Source organism: Variovorax sp. F042 (assembly GCF_057814215.1).
In genome coordinates this window covers 446,066-465,536 of record NZ_JBVASX010000004.1, presented here as the reverse complement: position 1 = coordinate 465,536, position 19,471 = coordinate 446,066, and the positions used below count along the sequence as shown (strand labels likewise).

Annotated in this window: 12 protein-coding genes; 9 read left to right on the top strand and 3 right to left on the bottom strand. The window is 62.8% G+C overall.

The features are described from left to right. Positions 1 to 452: 452 nt before the first annotated feature. From ACZYSP_RS17505 to ACZYSP_RS17470, 8 genes are all read left to right on the top strand, one after another. Complete coding sequence (locus ACZYSP_RS17505) at positions 453 to 10,289, top strand: hemagglutinin repeat-containing protein (protein WP_489015534.1); 9,837 nt, start codon at positions 453 to 455, stop codon at positions 10,287 to 10,289. Next, entirely contained in the window at positions 10,286 to 10,948 is a 663-nt protein-coding gene (locus ACZYSP_RS17500) for a hypothetical protein (RefSeq protein ID WP_489015532.1), read from the top strand. Before ACZYSP_RS17505 ends, ACZYSP_RS17500 begins: the two co-directional genes overlap by 4 nt. Before the next feature lie 91 nt (positions 10,949 to 11,039). Beyond that, the gene (locus ACZYSP_RS17495; protein ID WP_489015530.1) at positions 11,040 to 11,639 is read left to right on the top strand and encodes a hypothetical protein; all 600 of its coding nucleotides are present in this window, start codon (positions 11,040 to 11,042) and stop codon (positions 11,637 to 11,639) included. 38 nt (positions 11,640 to 11,677) lie between these two features. Continuing rightward, positions 11,678 to 13,399 carry a ShlB/FhaC/HecB family hemolysin secretion/activation protein gene (locus ACZYSP_RS17490; protein WP_489015610.1) on the top strand — a complete coding sequence of 574 codons (1,722 nt, stop codon included), beginning with the start codon at positions 11,678 to 11,680 and terminating at the stop codon, positions 13,397 to 13,399. A gap of 25 nt (positions 13,400 to 13,424) precedes the next feature. Further along, entirely contained in the window at positions 13,425 to 14,096 is a 672-nt protein-coding gene (locus ACZYSP_RS17485) for a CC0125/CC1285 family lipoprotein (RefSeq protein WP_489015528.1), read from the top strand. Between the two features lie 51 nt (positions 14,097 to 14,147). Further along, complete coding sequence (locus ACZYSP_RS17480; protein ID WP_489015526.1) at positions 14,148 to 14,642, top strand: hypothetical protein; 495 nt, start codon at positions 14,148 to 14,150, stop codon at positions 14,640 to 14,642. Positions 14,643 to 14,721: 79 nt separating this feature from the next. Next, positions 14,722 to 15,219 (top strand): hypothetical protein, encoded by a 498-nt coding sequence (locus ACZYSP_RS17475; protein WP_489015524.1) that lies wholly within the window; start codon positions 14,722 to 14,724, stop codon positions 15,217 to 15,219. 169 nt (positions 15,220 to 15,388) lie between these two features. After that, positions 15,389 to 15,838, top strand: coding sequence for a hypothetical protein (locus ACZYSP_RS17470; protein ID WP_489015522.1), 450 nt, complete (start codon positions 15,389 to 15,391; stop codon positions 15,836 to 15,838). 110 nt (positions 15,839 to 15,948) lie between these two features. Here the strand turns inward: ACZYSP_RS17470 and ACZYSP_RS17465 are convergent, their stop codons facing one another. From ACZYSP_RS17465 to ACZYSP_RS17455, 3 genes are all read right to left on the bottom strand, one after another. Continuing rightward, positions 15,949 to 17,055 carry a relaxase/mobilization nuclease domain-containing protein gene (locus tag ACZYSP_RS17465; protein ID WP_489015520.1) on the bottom strand — a complete coding sequence of 369 codons (1,107 nt, stop codon included), beginning with the start codon at positions 17,053 to 17,055 and terminating at the stop codon, positions 15,949 to 15,951. Next, positions 17,048 to 17,617 carry a hypothetical protein gene (locus tag ACZYSP_RS17460; RefSeq protein ID WP_489015518.1) on the bottom strand — a complete coding sequence of 190 codons (570 nt, stop codon included), beginning with the start codon at positions 17,615 to 17,617 and terminating at the stop codon, positions 17,048 to 17,050. Before ACZYSP_RS17460 ends, ACZYSP_RS17465 begins: the two co-directional genes overlap by 8 nt. 349 nt (positions 17,618 to 17,966) lie before the next feature. Beyond that, positions 17,967 to 18,539 (bottom strand): helix-turn-helix domain-containing protein, encoded by a 573-nt coding sequence (locus tag ACZYSP_RS17455; RefSeq protein WP_489015516.1) that lies wholly within the window; start codon positions 18,537 to 18,539, stop codon positions 17,967 to 17,969. Between the two features lie 153 nt (positions 18,540 to 18,692). On the opposite strand from ACZYSP_RS17455, the gene ACZYSP_RS17450 reads away from it, so the two are divergent. Beyond that, positions 18,693 to 19,010 (top strand): helix-turn-helix domain-containing protein, encoded by a 318-nt coding sequence (locus tag ACZYSP_RS17450; RefSeq protein ID WP_489015514.1) that lies wholly within the window; start codon positions 18,693 to 18,695, stop codon positions 19,008 to 19,010. Positions 19,011 to 19,471 lie beyond the last annotated feature (461 nt).

The window sequence follows — 19,471 nt, the reverse complement described above, 5'->3', positions numbered from 1 at the left end:
TCTTTTAATCACTCCTTCGTATTCTGCGAATCGCATGAATTGGTGATGGAGTACCTGCGCGACGCTCTCTAGCGATCTCCTCACAGCCGGACACCAGATCAACGACTTGCTGCCACACCGCTGGCGGCCAGTGCTGTGCACGCATGACTTCTACGCCATCAGGTCAGGTGGTCTGGACGCTGACCACGAAAGATCGACCACATTCCCGAAATGGTTCGCGTAGACAAGTAGGCAATCGACACCTCTCCGCTGCCATCTTGGTAAATATGAATACCTAAGAATTAATTCAAAGAATTCCTGACATTTGCCGGCCCGTTATTCGTGATCTTGTACGCAGGGCCGACATGTGGCGTCCATGCGTTTAGGCCTTTTGCCCCCTGATAATCGAACTCAGATGCTTTTTGATACAAAAACATCGAAAGTCTTCAAAAAATTCTCAGGGAGTCTCGGGCATGAATCGCCATTTGCATCGCATCGTCTTCAATGCCGCCAGAGGCATGCGGATGGTGGTTCAGGAAACAGCCTCGTCCACCGGTAAGGGATCCAGCAAGGCGACGACGGTGGCTGGCAGTGCACTGGCCGGTGCGGCCGCCCTTGCGCCCGTACTGATCGGTGCTGCATTGGCGGGCATGCTCGCGACGACATCGACGCATGCGCAGATCGTCGGCGCGCCGAATGTCCCTGGCAACCTGCGCCCTACCGTGCTGGTGGCGCCCAACGGCGTGCCCTACGTCAACATCCAGACGCCTTCGGCGGCTGGGGTCTCGCGCAACGTCTACAACCAGTTCAATGTCGGCACCAACGGCGCGATCCTGAACAACAGCCGGGTCAATGTGCAGTCCCGGCTCGGGGGGTACATACAAGCCAACCCCAGTCTGGCCACGGGTCCCGCACGAATCATCCTGAACGAAGTGAACGGCGGTAATCCGAGCCAGCTTCGCGGCTACCTGGAAGTCGCCGGACAGCGCGCCGAGATCATCATCGCTAACCCGGCCGGCATCAGCGTCGATGGCGGCGGCTTCATCAATGCCTCGCGGGCCACGCTTACCACGGGGACGCCGCAGTTCAATGCCATTGGTGGTCTCGATAGCTTCCTCGTGCGCGGCGGCACTGTCACCGTCGATGGTGCAGGCCTCGATGCAAGAACGACGGACTACGCCGCAATCCTCGCACGTGCCGTGCAACTCAATGCGGCAATCTACGCCACCGACCTCAAGGTGGTCACGGGTGCGAACCAGATCAGTGCCGACCATACCCAGATCACCCCCACGACGGGCACGGGAACTGCACCGACCTTCGCCCTGGACGTGGCTGCGCTGGGTGGCATGTATGCCGGAAAGATCGTTCTCGTCGGAACTGAAGCGGGCCTGGGCGTGCGCAACGCCGGGAACATCGGCGCGAGCGCCGGAAGCCTGGTCGTCACGGCGTCTGGGCGGCTGGAGAACACCGGCACGCTGGAAGGCCAGAGCGTGCAGCTTGCCAGCACGGGCAGCGACATCATCAACCAGGGGACGATCCGCCAGACCAGCATGGCGCCACTGTCGTTGACTGCACCGACCATCTCTAATGCGAACGGTGGATGGATCGGCCCCGAGCCTGCGCCGGCTCCGACGGCCGGCACTGGCAGCGGCAGCACCGGCACAGGTACCACGCCAAGCTCGGGCTCAAGCGGCTCGACCGGCACCACTGCATCGACCGGCGGCACGACAACAGCGGGCACGCCAGCGCCTGCTCCCGCACCGATTGCTCCTGGCAGCCTCACCGCCGCAGGTGCGATCCGCAACGACGGTGGCAAGGTTTACGCAGGTGGCCCGATCACTCTGCAGACCGCGAACCTGGTCAACAACGGTGGGACCCTGAGCTTGGCGAGCATGTCGCTCAACCAGCCGAGCTTCCAAAATACAGGGGGCACGCTGAACGTCTCTGGTGCCTTCACGGCCAACCTCGGGACCTTCAACAACAACGCCGGGACCCTGCACGCTGGCAGCCTCGACATCACGACGTCCAGCGATTTCGCGAATCAGGACGGCGTGCTGACCAGCGACAGCAATGCGAACCTCACGGTCGGCGGCGTGGCCAACAATCTGCGGGGCACCATCTCAGCGACCGGCGCGCTGACGGCCAACGTCGCCGGCGCGATCCAGAACACGTCGGGGACTCTGACCTCGAACCAGAACCTCAGCGTCGCGGGCCAATCCCTGAACAACAGCCAGGGGACCATTTCTTCAGCCAGCGGCAACGTCCAACTCGGTGTCGCGCAGCAGCTTCTGAACACCGACGGCCATATCGCCAGCGGCGGGACTCTTGCGATCCAGACCGGCAGCCTCGACGGCAGCAATGGCAACCTGCAAAGCACAGGCGACATGAATGTCACGGCCGCGCAGGCCCTGACCTCCACCGGCACCAACATCGCAGGCGGCAACGCCACGCTCAAGGGCGCTTCCGTCGACCTCTCCGGCAGCCAGACCGGCGCATCCAACATCGCGATCACGGCCACCCAAGGCAACGTGACCACCAGCGGCGCCACTGTCGCCACCCCTGGCACGCTCGCCATCACGGCAAATACACAGCCCGGCCAGACGCTGGTGAACAGCGCCGGCCAGCTCAATGCTGCGCAGTTGCAGGTCAACGTCTCGAACATCGCCAACACCAATGGTGGCCAGATCATCCAGACCGGCACCGGCGCGACCGTCCTTGCCGTCAGCGGCAGCATCGACAACTCGAACAGCCAGATCGCGACCAACGGCCAGGACCTGATACTCCAGGCCACGTCCATCACGAACACGGCCGGCAAGATCGACCATGCCGGCGACGGTACGCTGACCATCGCGGGCGGCAGCTTCAACGGCGCGAATGGCGAGATCACCGGCAACGACGCATTGGCCGTCAATCTGTCCGGCGCGTTCAACCAGGACGGGGGCAGCACCTCCGCCCAGCAGATCAACCTGTCGGCCGGCTCCCTGAGCAACCAGAGCGGCGGCAGCATCGTGCAGGCCGGCACAGGCACCACGACCCTCAACGTCGGTGGAGCCCTGACCAACAACGGCGGAACCATTGCCAGCAATGGCGCCATCACCGCCAACGCAGGCTCCATGGCCAACCAGGGCGGCAAGCTGCAAGCTGCGGGCACATCCGACCTGAACCTCACGGTCGCCAACCTGCTCGACAACTCTGTGGGCGGCAAGATCCTTGCAGGCGGCAATGCCACCGTTCAGACGGGCAGCCTCAAGAACGACGCTGGCAACCTGACGGCCGTCGGCAACCTGAACGCGACGATCACAGGCGCGGCCACGAACCTGGGCGGCACCCTCGCGGCCAACGGCAACACCACGGTCACCGCCGCCAGCCTGGACAACAGCGCCGGGACGGCCGCCGCCGTCAACGGCAATCTGGCGGTCACGACCACGGGCACCACGACCAACACCGGCGGCACCCTGCAAGCCGGTGGCACGACTACGCTGAGCAATGGTGGCCTGAGCAGTGCCGGCGGCAAGGTCTTCGGCAACAGCCTGTCTATCGACACGCATGGCAACGCCCTTGACAACAGCGCCAAGGGAACGATAGCCGCGACCACCACCGTCGACGTGAAGTCCGGTGTGCTGAACAACGACACCGGCCTCGTGCAAAGCGGTGGTGTCATGGCCATCGACACGAACGGCCAGGCGCTCACCAACACCAACGCATCGGGCTACACCAACGGCCAAGGCGGCATCACAAGTGCCGACACGCTGACGCTCAGCGCAGGCGCCGTGAACAGCAGCGCGGGCTTCATCGGCGCCAAGGGGGCCTTCACGGCCAACACACAGGGCCTGTCGAACACCGCTGGCGGACAGATCATCGGACAGGCCGCGGTCACGATCAACACGAACGGCGCGACCTACGACAACAGCGGCGGCCAGACGCAATCTGTCGGCGCGCTGACGGTCAATGCCGGCAACATCCAGAACGTAGGCGGCCTGTTTCGCTCCAGCGACACCGCGACGCTGAACGCCGCCACTGTCAACAACGCCAACACCAGCGGGACGGATCAGGGCATCGAGGGAACGAACGTCGCGATCAACGCCACCAACCTCGGGAATCAGACGGGCGCCGCGCGCGCCGCGCAGAACCTCACGGTGACCGGTGGGGGGACCATCGACAATTCCGCAGGCGGTCTGCTCTCGGCCGGCGATACCCTCAAGCTGGTCGACCCGAACGCCGCCAACCCGAGCGCCAAGACGCTCAACGTCGTGAACACCGGGGGTACGCTCACAGCCAGCAACGGCCTCCAGATCGACGCCGCGAAATTCAGCAACGATGGGATTTTCACCAGCGGGCGCGACATGTCCGTGGCGCTGACGCAGGACATCGTCAACAACCGCGATGTCAGCGTGAGCGGCAATCTCACCTATGGCACGACCGGCCACCTGACCAACAATGCCAAGCTGCTCGCAGGTCAGACGCTCACGGTCAACGGCAATGTGGTCGACAACACCGCCACGGGCGAGATGTCGGGCACGAACACCATCGTCAACGGGGGCACGCTGAACAACCGCGGTCTGATCGACAGCCAGGGCAACACGCAGGTCAATACGGGCACGCTGAACAACATCGGTACGGGCCGCATCTACGGCAATGCCGTCTCGATCAGCGCCGGCACCCTCGTCAACGACACCGAGACCGTCGGTGGCACGACCACCGCCGCGACCATCGCTTCGCGCGGTGATCTGGATATCGGTGCGACCAGCATCACGAACCGCGAACATGCGTTGATCTTCAGCAGCAACAACATGGCCATTGGTGGTGCGCTCGACGCGAACCGCAAGGCCACTGGCCAGGGCGGCACGCTGGACAACCTGAGCGCGGACATCCAGTCGCTGGGCAACATGTCCATTTCGATGGCCAACGTCAACAACCGCGACGTGCACATCCAGTTGGGCACGCCCACTTCGGTCTCGAGTGTCGTGGTCGGCGTGGCCCCCGTCACGCCGATGGGCAGTGGCATTGGTCGGACGACTCAGTACACGCTCGCCGAAGTCAACCTCGATCCGGTCAACGGTTTCGTCTACCGCAAGGACACGGGCGAACTGGTCGGTATGGGGGGCTATGGCGTCTGGACCAACAACATCACCACGGTCACGGACACCGCGATCAACGCCGATCCGGCGCATCTGATCGCGGGCGGCAACATGACGGTCAATGGCCGCCTGTACAACCAGGACAGCCAGGTGCTCGCGGGAGGAACGATCACCGCGAGCGACTACCAGTCCAGCCAGATTACTGGCTCGGTCAATGTGTCGGGTCTGGCGAGCGTCATCAACAATCAAGGCCAAGTGCAGGGAACCAACATTCCCATCGTGCTCGCGCCGCAGAGCATCGCACTGGGCGCCTACAAGTACCAGCCGAACCTCAATGCGACCACCAGCTACAACGCCGGCACCGCGGCCAAAGGGTCCGGCAGTGCGACCGGTGGCGGGGCCAGTGGTGCAAGCGGTGGTTCAAGCTCGGGAACCATCGTGGAGGTGGCGGCCAACGTGGGCACAGTCGTCGGCACGGGCGGCACTGAAGCCGGCGCTTCCGGTAGCACCAGTGCTGGAAGCTCGCAGACCGTCCCGACGGTGGTGCGCACCAGCACGCCAAACCTGAACGTGCCGCAGGCGAGCCTGTTCCGCACGCAGGCCGGCGGCAACTACCTGATCGAGACGGACCCGCGGTTTGCGAACTATCGCAACTGGCTCAGCAGCGACTATCTGCTCAACAGCTTCGGGCTCGATCCGAACAACACCCTCAAGCGCCTGGGCGACGGCTTCTACGAGCAGAAACTCATCCGCGAGCAAGTCGCCCAACTGACGGGCTACCGGTATCTGGACGGGTTCGCCAACGACGAGGACCAGTACGCCGGGCTGATGAATGCGGGAGTGACCTTTGCGAAGGAGTACGGTCTTCGCCCCGGGGTGGCATTGTCCGCGGCGCAGATGGCTCAGCTCACCAGCGACATCGTCTGGCTGGTCGAGCAAACAGTCACCTTGCCCGATGGCTCTACGCAGAAGGTACTTGTGCCTCAGGTGTATGTGCGGGTGCTGCCGGGCGACATCGACGGCTCGGGGGCGTTGCTGAGCGCGGACGCCACAGTGATCAAGAGCACGGGCGATGTGACGAACAAGGGAACCATCGCTGGCAGGTCTTTGGTGTCGATCACCGCCGACAACGTCAACAACCTCGATGGCGGGCGGATTGCGGGAGGCAACGTCAGTATCGAAGCAAGCCGCAATATCAACAACATCGGTTCCAGCATCACAGCTCGCGATGCCGCTGTCCTGAAGGCCGGTGGAGATATCAATGTACAGACCACCACGCGATCTCTCGGCGCAAACACGGCTATCGACCGGGTGGCCGGGATCTACGTCACCAATCCTGGCGGCGTACTGATCGCCTCTGCGGGGCACGACGTCAATCTGATCGGCGCGGCCATGGTCAGCGCAGGCTCGGTGGCCGTCGGTGCCGGACACGATGTCAACCTCGGCACAGTGACCGAGGGATACACCATCTCGTTCGCCAACAAGAACGTTGCAGGTATCTCGTCGCAGAGCCGGGAAGTGGGCTCAGTCATCCAGGGCCAGGACAACGTGCGGGTGGCCGCCGGCAACGACATCAACATCCGTGCGGGCGCTGTACAGAGCGTGAACGGCGCTTTGGTCGCTACGGCGGGCAACGACATCAACGTCACCGCAGGCCAGTCTACGAGCAGCGTGGCCGCCGCCACGCAACAGTCGTCCAAGTCCCTGTTCAGGAGCAACAGTTCCAGCACTTTGGACAGTTCGAGCACCGTGGACGTGCTGTCCAGCAGCCTGAGTGGCAAGACCGTGGCCCTGGTGGCGAGCAACGACATCAATCTCCAAGCCGCGCAACTGAGTTCGCAGGATGCGATGAGCCTGTCGGCCGGACGCGACATCAACCTCACGACCGCCAATCGAACCACTCAGGAACTGCATGCCAGCCAGCAGCGCAGCAGCAGCACGGGTTTGTCCAAGGCTTGGGCCGTTGCCTCCGATGCCGGGGGGCCTGTCGGCGGCTACGGCAACCGCCAGTTTTCGGGGAACAGCGCCAGCGCCGACATCAAGACCCAGGCGGTCGGCACCACCATCTCGGCTGGCAGCTTGCAGACCATCAGCGGGCGCGACACCACCCTGCAAGCGGCCACCGTCGTGGCCGACAAGGACATCACCATGATCGCCGGGCGCAACCTCACCATCGAGAGCGCCCAGAACACCGAACTCAGCAGCAGTTCCTCGGCGAACGGCAAGAGCGGCTTCATCGGCTCCTGGTCGTCACCTGGACTGGGCAACATCAAGGACTTCGGAGCCAAGGCGACCGTCAGCACCACCCAGCAATCCAGCCAGGTGGCCAGTCTCACAGGCAACGTGACCGTGGTGGCCGGCAACGAGTACCGCCAGACGGCCAGCAGTGTCTTGGCTGCGGGGCAGGCAGGCCCATCGGTGGGCGGTGATGTCAACATCCTCGCGAAGAACGTCACCATCAACGAGGCCTACAACACCGAGCAGAGCGTGAGCATGCAGCGCAGCTCAAGCAGCAAGCTGGGCGGCAGCGCCAGCTTCATGGGACTGAGCACCGACAGCCTGCGCAATGTCAAGAACACCGTGCGGGCGATGGACGACACCAGTGGCAACGGCCGCATGCAGGCGCTGGGGGCTCTGAACATCGCCATGGCGGGCCAGCAGGCCTACGGCGCGGGCAGCACGCTCGCTGGCGCGTTGAGCGGCAACGGCCCCAGCCTGACCAGCATGAGCGAAGCGGGCACGCTGAGCTACGGCGTGAGCGTGACCGCGAGCCGCAACACCAGCCAGGGCACCAGCTTCACTACCAATACGACGGCCGTGGGCTCCAGCGTCACGGGGGCCAACAACGTCAACATCGTGGCCACCGGCGCGGGCGCTGACTCCAACATCCACGCTGTCGGCTCCACCATCGCGGCGGGCAACACCGTCAACCTGGCGGCGGACAACGACATCATTCTGGAAGCCAGCAAGAACACAAGCGTGACGACGGGCCAGAACTCGAGCCATGGCACCAGTGTGGGGGTGACCTTCGGCGCCGGCGCGCAGACCGGCTTCAGCATCCAACTGGGCGTGCAGAACGGCAAGGGCAGCGACAAACAGAACGAGACCACCTACAACGCCACCCAGGTTTCCGGCGGCAACGCGGTGAACGTCTCCAGCGGCCGCAACCTCACGCTCAATGGGGCAACCATCGAAGGCAACCGTGTGACGGCGGATGTTGGCGGCGACCTGAACATCACCACCTTGCAGGACGTGAGCGTGGGCCAGAGCCGGCAGTCGAGCGGTGGCTTCGGGGTGAGCCTGTGCATCCCGCCGATCTGCTACGGGGCGGTGGCCACGGTCAGCGCGAACTCGGCTGGGGCCAAAGCGGATGGCGTCTTCATCAGTCCGAACACGCAGGCGGGCATCAAGGCCAGAGATGGTGGCTTCGATGTGGACGTCAAAGGCAACACGAATCTCACCGGTGCGGTGATCGAGAGTACCCAGGCGGCCATCGACGCAGGCAAGAACAGCTTCACCACTGGCGGCGCGCTCACCATGAGCGACCTGCAGAACGTGAGCCAGTCGAGCGGGAGCAGCTACTCGGTGAGCGGTTCAGCAAGCGTGGGTCAGACCACCAACCCCAACGCCACGCCGCAGCAGCAGGCAGCGCAGAACCAGCTGTCGCAGCCGGGCATCAAGCCGGGGGGCGCGGGGGTGGGCAGCTACAGCGGCAACAATCAGCGCAGCACGACCCGATCGGGCATCAGCGGCATTGCGGGGGATCAAAGCGTCAGGACAGGCAACACCGCCAGCGCAGGCACGCTGGTGCGGGACTGGAACACGCAGACCATCGTTCGGAACGTCCAGGCACAGGCTCAGATCACGCAGCAGTTCGGCCCTGTCGCGACCGGCTTCTGGGCAGGCATCGCCAATGAGCAACTCCGGGATGCACAGGCGCGTGGCGATCAGGAGGCCATCAAGTGCTGGAGTGCGGACGGGATGTGCCGTGCGGCTGGCCATGCAGTCATCGGTGGACTGACGGGTGGTGCGGCTGGCGCCACGGGGGCGGTACTGAGTACACAGATCGCGCCACTGGTGAATCAAATTGCTGAAGAATTCGGTCTGAGTGAGACGAGTCGCACGCTCGTGGTTGCGGGCTTGACTACAGCCGTGGGGGCTGCTGTGGGGGGCGCTGCGGTAGCAGCGGGGGCGTTCAACGAGGTCACAAACAACTTCCTCACCGGCAGGCAGGTTGCCCAAAAGGAAAAGGAACTGGCCGACTGCAAGAAGGTCGGCAACTGTAAGGCAGTGGTCGACAAGTGGGACCGGATCGACCTGGAACAGCAGGACCTCCTGGACAAGCTTCATCGGGCTGAACTGGCTGTGCTGAAGGAGCCTTCCGAGGAGAACAGCAAAGGGCTGTCCGATGCCAAGAAGGCCTGGGCCGATCTTTACGAGAAGTTCAGATCGGAGGGCGACACGGGAGGAATGAAGTTCGTCAAGGACGTGTACTTCACCGCCAACCTGAACTACCAGTTGACGTGCTCCCGAACCTCCTCGTGCGTGCCTCCGACTCGAAGCGAGATCATGACAGGGCTGGCGATGAACATTGACATCGCACTAGCAACCGATGGGGTGCTGGCAGGCGTGGCTCGGAGCGTGACGCGGAATCTGAGCGGGGCGATGGAAGATGCGGCCGTAGCGAGGCAGGCGGCCATCAGCCGAAACGCCGAACGCATTGACAACAATGCGAATCGGGATGCCGGACTAGTTCAAACGCCTCCTACGCGGGAGCAGGTCAATGCCTTGGTCAGCGAGCATTCGCAGCAGATCAAGACGGGAGGTATTCCGCTCAGCGATGCGGCTGCCGAGTCGATCATTGCGAGGGTCAATCCACCGGGCACGACGATTACGGTGCATGGGCAGAATGCCATAGGCCCGGATATCACGGTAAAAAATGCAGCGAACGCCGCGGATGTGACGACGGTGCAGGTTAAATCAGTTGCCAATGCGAAGGGGTTCGAAAAGAACGTCCGAGACGATTTGCAAAAGACGATTGGGCCTGACGGGGGGAGCGAAATCATCGCTGTACAGGTGCCCTCCGGGGCGAACGTGGCGCAACTGGAAGGCAAGTTGCGCAACAATTTCGGCAATTACGATTTCACCAATCGCAACATCATGGTAGTTGATCAGTTCGGTAAGGTACTCATTCCGCTTCAGCCCATGAGCAACTTCAGGAAGGCGCCATGAGTATCAATCACGACTACTTCGGTCACGATACCTTGACCGAAATCGGAGTTGGGCGAGGACGGCGCGCGTGGCGGCGTTGGAGTTTGATGGATCACACAGGGCCGTTTTTCCATCTCAACGATTTGGGCTATCCAACCAAGCGAACGGTTTATCTACCGATTGACCTGCTCGAACTCTTGTATTCACGCTTTCGAGCGGCTAATCCCAGTGGGGTAACACTGACGGACGATGACGAGTCGTTGGAGGTTGCGTTGGTCGGAAGTCGATACACCGAAAAGGAAAGGGAGGACATGTACGACCGGCGCGAGGCTTTTTTTCGTATTGATGTCGAGAAAAGCTGGGAGGGCTACCCATACGTCCGTCCCTACCTTCCTGAGCTCTACGAACCCACCACTATCGAGCGTTTGGCCAATGATCCGTGGCTGGACTATCAGTTGCTTGAGCGGGCTGAATTCCTCGGTCCTGATCGAGGCGGCATTCGCCCGGACCTCTGGGTGGATCGCAGTGCCCGCTGGTCTCCCGAATGGCGAGCGTTCTGCGACAAGCTCACGCCCCTCGATTGGTCGCCAATGAACAGCTGGAAGGAGTCGACGTTGCATCCGAAGTCGAAGTTCTATCGGTACAAGGACGAAAAGGTTCGTTATTGGCCGGAGTCTTGAGCATCGCGACAGTTGCGCCCCGCCGGGCTGTTGAGTTCTCGCGGCGCACACATCAATAAGAACATTCGCAACTTCAGGGAGAAAAAGGAATATGTTCCCGTCACACCAATCCGTGTGCCAGCGCGCACGCCTGTCTCTGCTCGTGGCCGCGGCCGCGCTGGGCGGCTGCGCCACCAAGCTCACCCCACCCATTACCGGTTACACCTGCTGCAACCTGCGCCCCAGCTACGACTGGGTCAGCAGCACCAACATGCTGGGCGGCGCCATCGTGCCGGCCGGCGAGCCCGTGGTGATCGACACCCTGAAGCGCGACAAGTACGCCTACGGAACCATCGGCGGGGACTACGTCTCGCTGCGCGATGACACGGGTCGCAGCAAGGAAGACATGCAGAACTGGATGCGCCAGCTCGTTGTCCCGACCGACCCCAAGCTGACGCTCGCCACCTGGAGCCCCGAGGTGCAGAAGGCCGTTTACTCCGCCAAGGTCGTCGTCGGCATGACCCGGCCCCAAGTGCTGATGGCGCTCAACTACCCGTCGCGCAATGACACCAAGGATCTGAACGCCAACACATGGCGGTACTGGACGACCCAGGAAGATGAGCCGGTGGACATCCTCTTCGGTGCTGATGGCACCGTGAGCGGCTTTTCCGGTAAGCCGTCTGCGGTCCGCGCGGTCGAGTTCAGGCGCTGATCATGAACCATCCCATCGGCGTGCATCGGCGCACGCGCATGGCTGTGGCCGCAGCCCTTGTCTTTTCGCCACTGGTGACGTTGGCCCAGCAATCGCCTACTACGCCACAACCCTTCGTTGAGCAGCAACGCCAGCAGGAGCGCGAACGCGCCCTGCGCGAGCAGAACGAGCGCACCGTCGATCAGCGTCCACAGGCAGCACCGCCTGCGCCGGCTCAACGCATTCCCGAATCCGAATCGCCGTGCTTTCGCATCGACCGGGTGCTGCTGGTCGGCGAACAATCCGAGTCCTTCCAATGGGCCGTCGCCGATCTTTCAGGCCCCGATGGCAACGACTCGCCCATCGGCCGCTGCCTCGGCACGGCCGGCGTCAACATGGTCCTTGCACGTGCACAGCAAGCCGCTATCGCCCGCGGCTACGTCACGACTCGCGTTCTCGCCGCACCTCAGGATCTTTCAACCGGCACCTTGACGCTGTCGCTCGTGCCCGGCCGCATCGCAGCCATTCGGACGACACCTGATTCGTCTTCGACGTTGCTCGGCAGTTCGGCCTTGCTGGCCACGGCCATTCCCGCACGTCCTGGCGATCTCCTGAACCTACGCGACATCGAGCAGGGCCTGGAGAACCTCAAGCGCGCACCCACCGCCGAAGCCGACATCCAGATCGAGCCCTCGACCGCCCCCAACGCCAAACCCGGCGACAGCGACCTCGTCGTCAAGTACGTCCAATCCAAGAAGTGGCGCGTCACCTTCAACCTCGACGACAGCGGCACCGAAGCCACAGGCCGCTACCAGGCCGGCACGACCCTGTCCCTGGACAACCCCTTCGGCCTGAACGACCTGTTCTACGTCAGCGCCAACCACAACATCAACAACCACGTCTTCAGCGACCCGGCCAAGGGCACCGAAGGCCAGACCGTTCACTACTCGCTGCCGTACGGCTACTGGCTCCTGGGCGTCACTGCCTCCAACAGCCAGTACCACCAGAGCGTGGCCGGCCTGAACCAGGACTACGTGTACGCCGGCAAGTCCAACAACGCCGAGATCAAGCTCTCGCGCCTGGTCTACCGCGACCAGAGCCGCAAAACCACGGTGGCCGTCAAGGGCTGGCGCCGTGAATCGCGCAACTTCGTGGACGACACCGAAGTCGAGGTGCAGCACCGCGTGGTCAGCGGCTGGGAGTTCAGCCTGAACCACAAGGAGTTCATCGGCGAAGCGACGCTCGAGGGCACGCTGGCCTACAAGCGTGGTACCGGCGGCTTCGGTTCCCGTATCGCGCCCGAAGAGGAGTTCGGCGAGGGCACCTCACGCCTGAAGCTCTACACCGCCGACATCAGCCTGAACGCCCCATTCAAGCTCGGTGAACAGAAGCTGCGGTACTCCGGCCTGATCCGCGCTCAATGGAACCGCACGCCACTCACGCCGCAAGACCGCTTCGCCATCGGCGGGCGCTACACGGTGCGCGGCTTTGATGGCGAGACCAGCCTGTTGGGCGAACGCGGCATGCTGATCCGCAACGACATCGGCTGGGCTGTGGGGCAGAGCGGTGCCGAGCTCTATGTCGGCGCCGACTATGGCCAGGTCGGCGGTCGCTCTACTGTGGACTTGCTCGGTCGCCATCTGGCCGGTGCCGTCATCGGCGTGCGCGGCCAGTGGACCAAGCTGAGCTACGACTTCTTTGTCGGTGCGCCGATCAGCAAGCCCGAGGGCTATCGCACTGCGAAGGTCACGCTCGGCTTCAATCTCAATGCGAGCTTTTGAAATCCATCGGTAAAGCGAGACCCCAATGCTCAAACTCTTTGTCACCTTCGCCGCAGCTGCGCTGCTGGCCGGCTGCGTCAGCCCCACGTCGTACCGTGCGGCCGGCACTGACGGCAAAGCCTTCGGCTACACCAGCAGCAAACTGTCAGACCAGGTCTACCGCGTGCGATTCATGGGCAACAACCGCACGTCCCACCGCTGGGTAGACGCCTTCTTGCTCTACCGCGGTGCTGAAGTCGCCCAGGACGCCGGGGCACCCGCGTTCAAGATCATCGAAGGCAAGGTGGATGCCACGGTGCTTTCCGGAGAAGACATCTTCGGCGGAGTTGACCTGAATACGGAGTTGACAGTCGTCGCAGTGTCCAGCCGCCCAGCGCCGGAAGGCGATGTCGTGGTCGGCAGCGCAAATCGTGACGCGAGCATGCACCGCACCGCCGGCGCCACGCCGATGTTTCGCATGCCGACTCCGGCACTGCCCAAGTACCAACCACCGGTCTATATCTACACGCCGGGCTACTACGTGGCGCCTGTGCTGCCCGACCGCTCGATCCTGATCGAGTTGCGCACCGACCCCGATGCAGAGGGTGACGGCGTCTTCAAGACGGTGGACGTGCTGCAGAAACTGGCACCGCGCATCAAGCGTGCCGTGCCGACAACGCCGGCAACCCCACCTGCTGCACCTGCTGCCACGCTGTGAATGGCGCTCGGTGACTCGACGTCTGAACCCGCGAATCTTTGACGCAACACCATGAGACATTCCAATTCCTATTGCGCCCTGATCGCCGCCACGCTGGCTTTGGTCGGTTGCGCCTCGCGCCCGCCGACTGCAGATGCGTCGGCGACCGCGGCAACCTCTGCGCAAGCCGTCATTGCGTTCGAGACCGTCTGCCTGAAGACGGCGCCAAGCTTTGGTGGGGCGGCCGACGCGGCAAAGTCCTTCGGCATCACTGAATTCTCCGATCTGGGCTCCGCCCGCTTGGGCATGACCCGGGATAACAGCTTGGGTGTTCAGATCAAGCCCCGTGTCGAGTGCGTGATCACCACGCCTTCGCAGGCCGATCGCACGCTCTCGTCGCAATTCGGAGCGGCCATCGCGCGCTTCTCCAGCGGTCATGCGCCCAGCCGGTTTCCGGTGGCCATTGTCGTTGGCGGTCAGCCGTTCATTTTTCAGCATGACCGGCAAGGCGGCGAGGCGTTGGTCATGCTCAAGCCCGATTCGACGCGCGGCGCTGACCGCAAGTGATCTGATCTGGCGATGCGAACGGGCCACATGCGGTCGTTGAGCACAACGTACATTGACACAAGCTCCGAGCCTGACTCCTATGCTCAAAGGCATACCCAACCTCGTTGCGATGCGCGGCATCTGGCGAATGGAGGATAGAGCCCTAATGCTGAAAGTACGGCTTTGCAATCAGACGCTGAAGTTGTCCGTCTTGAGTGCAGTTTGCTTCTGCAATATGGTCAACGCAGCCGATCTGCCTTGTGACATTCATGACTTTCGGGTCGAGGGTGCAACGATCAAGGTGTTCTTTTCCGAGAAGGCCAGCTGGCGTGTTGGGTCGCGCGGCGATCGGATCATTGCAGGGGCAAAGAGCTTGTACTTCGATGAGATGCAGCAGGATGACGTGGTCGTTGAAGAGGAGGGCCTGACGCTCGGCGACGGTGCCTCAGTGAACCTCTCGATCCCGCACATCGTCTGCACGTTGACGGCTGTACTGGAGCAGCCTACGCCCGGATTGCGTGTGAGCGAATTCACGAACTTACCTGGAATTCCGGGAACAACAGATTCGGTCTTTCTGCCGGCCAAGCACCGTCGCTAACCATCCCCATGTCCGGACTGATTCGCAAGCCGGCCAAGATGTACGGCATTACCGAGCGCCAGATTTATCACGCCCGAGGAGATGCGCAAAAAGTATCCTCCGGCAGTTCCTCGATTCTGAATTACGCGCATTCGCTTGGCGCGAGTTGCTACCGGCCCATTGGAGGCGTATGACCATGCCCAAGGGAATACCCAACCCACCTTCGATGCGCGGCATCTGGCGCATGGACGACCGCTGGGAAGTCACGCTCGTTCGGCAGGGCCAACGCCATCGCCGCGTATTCCTGTTCAGCACGCACGGTGGAGTTCGCGCTTCGCTGAAGACCGCCAAGCAGTGGCGCGATGAGATCGAAGCCGAGAAGTTGCAAACGCCGCGCTATGTACAGGCAGCCAAGCCACGGGTCGACTCACCCATTGGCATCGCCGGCGTGACGTGCATTCGATGGACATCGGATGGTCAACCCGCCATGTGGCGAGCCCAAACCCGCATCAATGGTCAGAATGTGAGCAAGTCGTTCAGTGTCAGCCGGCATGGCCAGCGAGCATTGGATCTGGCAGTCGCAGCCCGTGAAGAGCAATTGAGACAAATGAAGCAGTGGCTGCTCTCACACGACGGATGACTGCGCCGAACCCAAGGGCGAGCTGCCAATGAACGGCAGCGGTGATCAGCGTAAAGCTACGCCACCACACGAACCACTGCCACCGCACTTGGCCTCGACGATCTCTACGATCATCGGACATGCGGCTCAGGCGATTTAGCATCTGCGCGCCCCAGCGCACGACGTCTCTCCGCTTCCCGCCAACGATCGGCCATGCGTCGCGCATCGGTCCGGACGGGCGGCATGCACGCGACGAAGTGATCCACCTGGGCGGCGAGATCACCTTCGCCCTGTCTTCGAAGTGCGTCCGCTGTTGCACGCCAGTCCGCCGCGACGTCGCGCCGGGTGCTCTGCATCGCCTCCTGGCCATCCTCCAAGGCGCCCTGCCCCCGCACGCGTAACTGGAGCACGCGCTCCAGCTTGGCGCGCATGAAGGCCGAGGTCTTCGGCGACTGATGCTTGGCCCGATCGCTGGGCGGCAGTTGCCCGAACGTTCGAAGCGCACGGAGCCGATGATGGATCACATCTCTGTACGGCTTGCGGACCTGCCCTCGCACCTGTCGCGGCGTCGCGTTGGCCGCCACACCCTGCTCGCGCATCAGCGCGGCGAACTGCTCGCGCCATTGGCGCAGCGTGTCCTTGCGGATGTACAGGCGCTTGCCCGGCTCGAACTCGTGCTCGCACTTGACGACCAGATGCACGTGCGGGTGCGGCTGGTCCGTGTGCAGTACCAGGGCATAGCGATGCTGCAGCGCGAAGTTCTCGCGCGCGAACACCCGCGCCGCAGCCAGCACCTTGTCCGCAGGCGTGCCGGCGGGCATCGACAGGACGATGTTGTGGACAAGCTTCGCGCGTGTGTCTTTCTGCCCCTGAGCGGGTTTCGGCTTGTACTGGCTTCTGCAAAGCGCAAGCTGCCAGTCGGTCGCGATCTCCCTGGCCGCGCCTCGGCCCTGTTGCGTCAGCCCCTCATCGGTTTCCAGTGGCAGCTTGCCGTGCCGCCCGATGTAGCGCAGATGGGCCTCGACACCGCCGACGTCACGCCCCCCACCGGACACTTTCACCATCACTTCGGGCGTACGGCCCACCGTGCGCTGGATTTGGGCGATATCGCCGGTTCCGAGGCGCAGCCTGCCGCCCGGACCCCGCCGGCCATAGCTCACGATGTCCAGCGCCATGTCGCGCGATGCACCCGCCGAGCCGCGGCTGCTTCGGCCTACGTGCACGACCTGCTTAGGCATGACCAGTCTCCCAGCTGATGAGATTGCGACGCACGACGGCCGCCGTGACGTCGCGTGCCAGTTCGACCTCGCGACGAACCAGCGTGATCGCATCGCCCAGTTCAGAGGTCGTCGCCCCTGTCGGAGTGTTCGGCATGCCGAACAAGCGAAGCTGTCGACCAAGCGCCGCCAGCTGGCCGACCACTGCCCTGATCTGGTCCAGTTCGTCCGGCGGCGGCACCGCCGACGCGCGGACATGGTTGTGAATCAGCATGGACAGGTAGCTGCCGGTCTTCATCCCTCGGGCACTGGCTCGCTGCGCCGCGAGCGCTCGGTCGCCGCGGCGAAGCCGCAGCGCGATGCGATCCGTTGCGCCAACGCCGCCATCTGAATCACCTGCAGATCGTGGCCCGCTCGATTCACGCGCAATCGCGCCGTTGGTCTCGAGCACTTCATCGACCATCTTCGCAAGCAGACGCGACGCGCTGAGATGATGGCGTGCGGCCAGCGCGGCGAAATGCGCCCTCGTGTCGGACGACACACGAGCGCTGATCACGGTGCTGGATCGAGAGGTCTTGGTCATTGCAACGCCGTTGCGGTAAACAATGTCTGACGGCAGTCTATCCTGCCCTCAACACCGCGCAAGAACTCTGCCCTCAAAGTTCAACGTCGTCCTGTACCGCTACTTCCCGACTGCCGGTGTGGGTCATCCATCCCGCTTAAGCAGAGCGTCTCGCATGGTCATCTCCAAAATTTCCGAGCCCTTTCATCGAACAAGAAAGCATCGATTGCCGAAACCATTCCATGCATCCTCAGTGTTCGGCATGTCGAACACCGGGGCAAGGCGGAAGAAATGGGGAAAGCGGCGCATAGCGAATACGCGAGCTAGCAGTCGCCTCGCTCCGCCGCATGCCAGTACCGCCGCGAGCAGCCTACTGACGAAACGTGAAAACCAACGAGAGATATGAAACAGGCCCCAAATGGATGTTCTCGATGCCATGCAGCGCCGTCGCATCGAACAACAGCGAATCCCTTGCACTCACCTCGACCACCTTGGCGCCGTAGCGGTAGCTGACCTCCCCGGAGAGGAAGTACAGGAACTTCAAACCCGGGTGCTGAAAGGTGACATAGGGATCGGCACCGGGCAGCAGCGTGACCAAGTACGGCTCGACGAACAGATTGCCTGAGAGCAGATGGCCCAGCAATTCGTAGCGGTAGTCCGCCACCGCGCCGATACGGTCGACAAGAACACCACGTCCAGCTCGCACGTGGCAGAAATCCGTGCGGCGCGCTTGGTCGCCGAAGAGGCGCGACATCGGCACATGTAAGCCTTGCGCGAGACGCTCCAAAGTCTCCACCGAAGGCGAGACCAGCCCCCGCTCGATGCGCGAGAGCATTGAGGCAGAAATCCCTGACACCTGCGCGAGCTCGCCGCCAGACATATCGGCCGCCACGCGAAGTGCCCTCACCTGCGCACCGATGCGCGACGCGGGCAGGCTGCGCACGACCGGTGCGGGTTGCCGCGATCGGGCGCGCGTCACCGAGACCGGCAGCCGCAGAGGTCGAGCCGTTGGCAGAGGCGAGGCGGCGTGTCTGCGAGTCATAGGGCAACAAAGCTGCCTTTGAGCTCGAGAACCGGTCTGGAAGCAACGCAATGCATGCGGAGAGTAGATCAATATGTGGAAGATCGTCCGTGGTGTGATCGTACACAAGGCGAGAGCATTTTGTCTATGCCAATTGCCTCGCCCAAACACGCGCTCGACCCAGCGCTGTTGGCGCTTGGTACCGCCATCAAGGCATTGCGCAAAGCGCATGGAATCTCGCAAGAAGAACTCGCGCATCGCAGTCACATCGATCGCTCTTACATGAGCAGCATCGAAAGAGGGATGCAAAACCCTGGCGTTATGACCGTTGTTCAGATCGCCGCAGGCATCGGTGTTTCCGTGGCCGAGTTAGCGGCCAAAGCACGGCTCTAAGAGCTAACGGGGATGCGGCATGAAATTGGACTACCCGGAGGTAGTTCATGTATTCATACGAAGATCGGGTTCGCGCAGTGCGGCTTTATGTATGCGCCGCAATCTGCTCACCGACGCCGCCGTTAAAAGCAAAAGCAAGGTCTCCCCGGCGACTACCTTGACGGGTGTGCCCTGGACCTGCAAATCGCCCTAGGGGTGGCCGCTCGTGGTTGCCTCGCTATGACGGTCACCAGCACTTCATCTATAGGCCGCGCTCAGCCTCCCCTGGGCCACGTGCATGTCATCCCGCACCTCTTGTGTGAAGCGGCGTTTTCGGCCCGCGAAGTCGATCCTGGCACGCGCGGATTCTGCAAGAACGGGTTCGCTTCGCTAGGCCTCCGACTGTCCCGAGAATCGCTCGTAACATCCATACATGGCAAGGCTTCGGTAATACGACGGGCGCCACCCGTGTCGCGGTTTCC

Excerpts from the sequence above, each read along its gene's own strand:
- ACZYSP_RS17505 (WP_489015534.1), top strand. The coding sequence starts at position 453 with ATGAATCGCCATTTGCATCGCATCGTCTTCAATGCCGCCAGAGGCATG.
- ACZYSP_RS17500 (WP_489015532.1), top strand. The coding sequence starts at position 10,286 with ATGAGTATCAATCACGACTACTTCGGTCACGATACCTTGACCGAAATC.
- ACZYSP_RS17495 (WP_489015530.1), top strand. The coding sequence starts at position 11,040 with ATGTTCCCGTCACACCAATCCGTGTGCCAGCGCGCACGCCTGTCTCTG.
- ACZYSP_RS17490 (WP_489015610.1), top strand. The coding sequence starts at position 11,678 with ATGGCTGTGGCCGCAGCCCTTGTCTTTTCGCCACTGGTGACGTTGGCC.
- ACZYSP_RS17485 (WP_489015528.1), top strand. The coding sequence starts at position 13,425 with ATGCTCAAACTCTTTGTCACCTTCGCCGCAGCTGCGCTGCTGGCCGGC.
- ACZYSP_RS17480 (WP_489015526.1), top strand. The coding sequence starts at position 14,148 with ATGAGACATTCCAATTCCTATTGCGCCCTGATCGCCGCCACGCTGGCT.
- ACZYSP_RS17475 (WP_489015524.1), top strand. The coding sequence starts at position 14,722 with ATGCTCAAAGGCATACCCAACCTCGTTGCGATGCGCGGCATCTGGCGA.
- ACZYSP_RS17470 (WP_489015522.1), top strand. The coding sequence starts at position 15,389 with ATGACCATGCCCAAGGGAATACCCAACCCACCTTCGATGCGCGGCATC.
- ACZYSP_RS17465 (WP_489015520.1), bottom strand. The coding sequence starts at position 17,055 with ATGCCTAAGCAGGTCGTGCACGTAGGCCGAAGCAGCCGCGGCTCGGCG.
- ACZYSP_RS17460 (WP_489015518.1), bottom strand. The coding sequence starts at position 17,617 with ATGACCAAGACCTCTCGATCCAGCACCGTGATCAGCGCTCGTGTGTCG.
- ACZYSP_RS17450 (WP_489015514.1), top strand. The coding sequence starts at position 18,693 with ATGCGGAGAGTAGATCAATATGTGGAAGATCGTCCGTGGTGTGATCGT.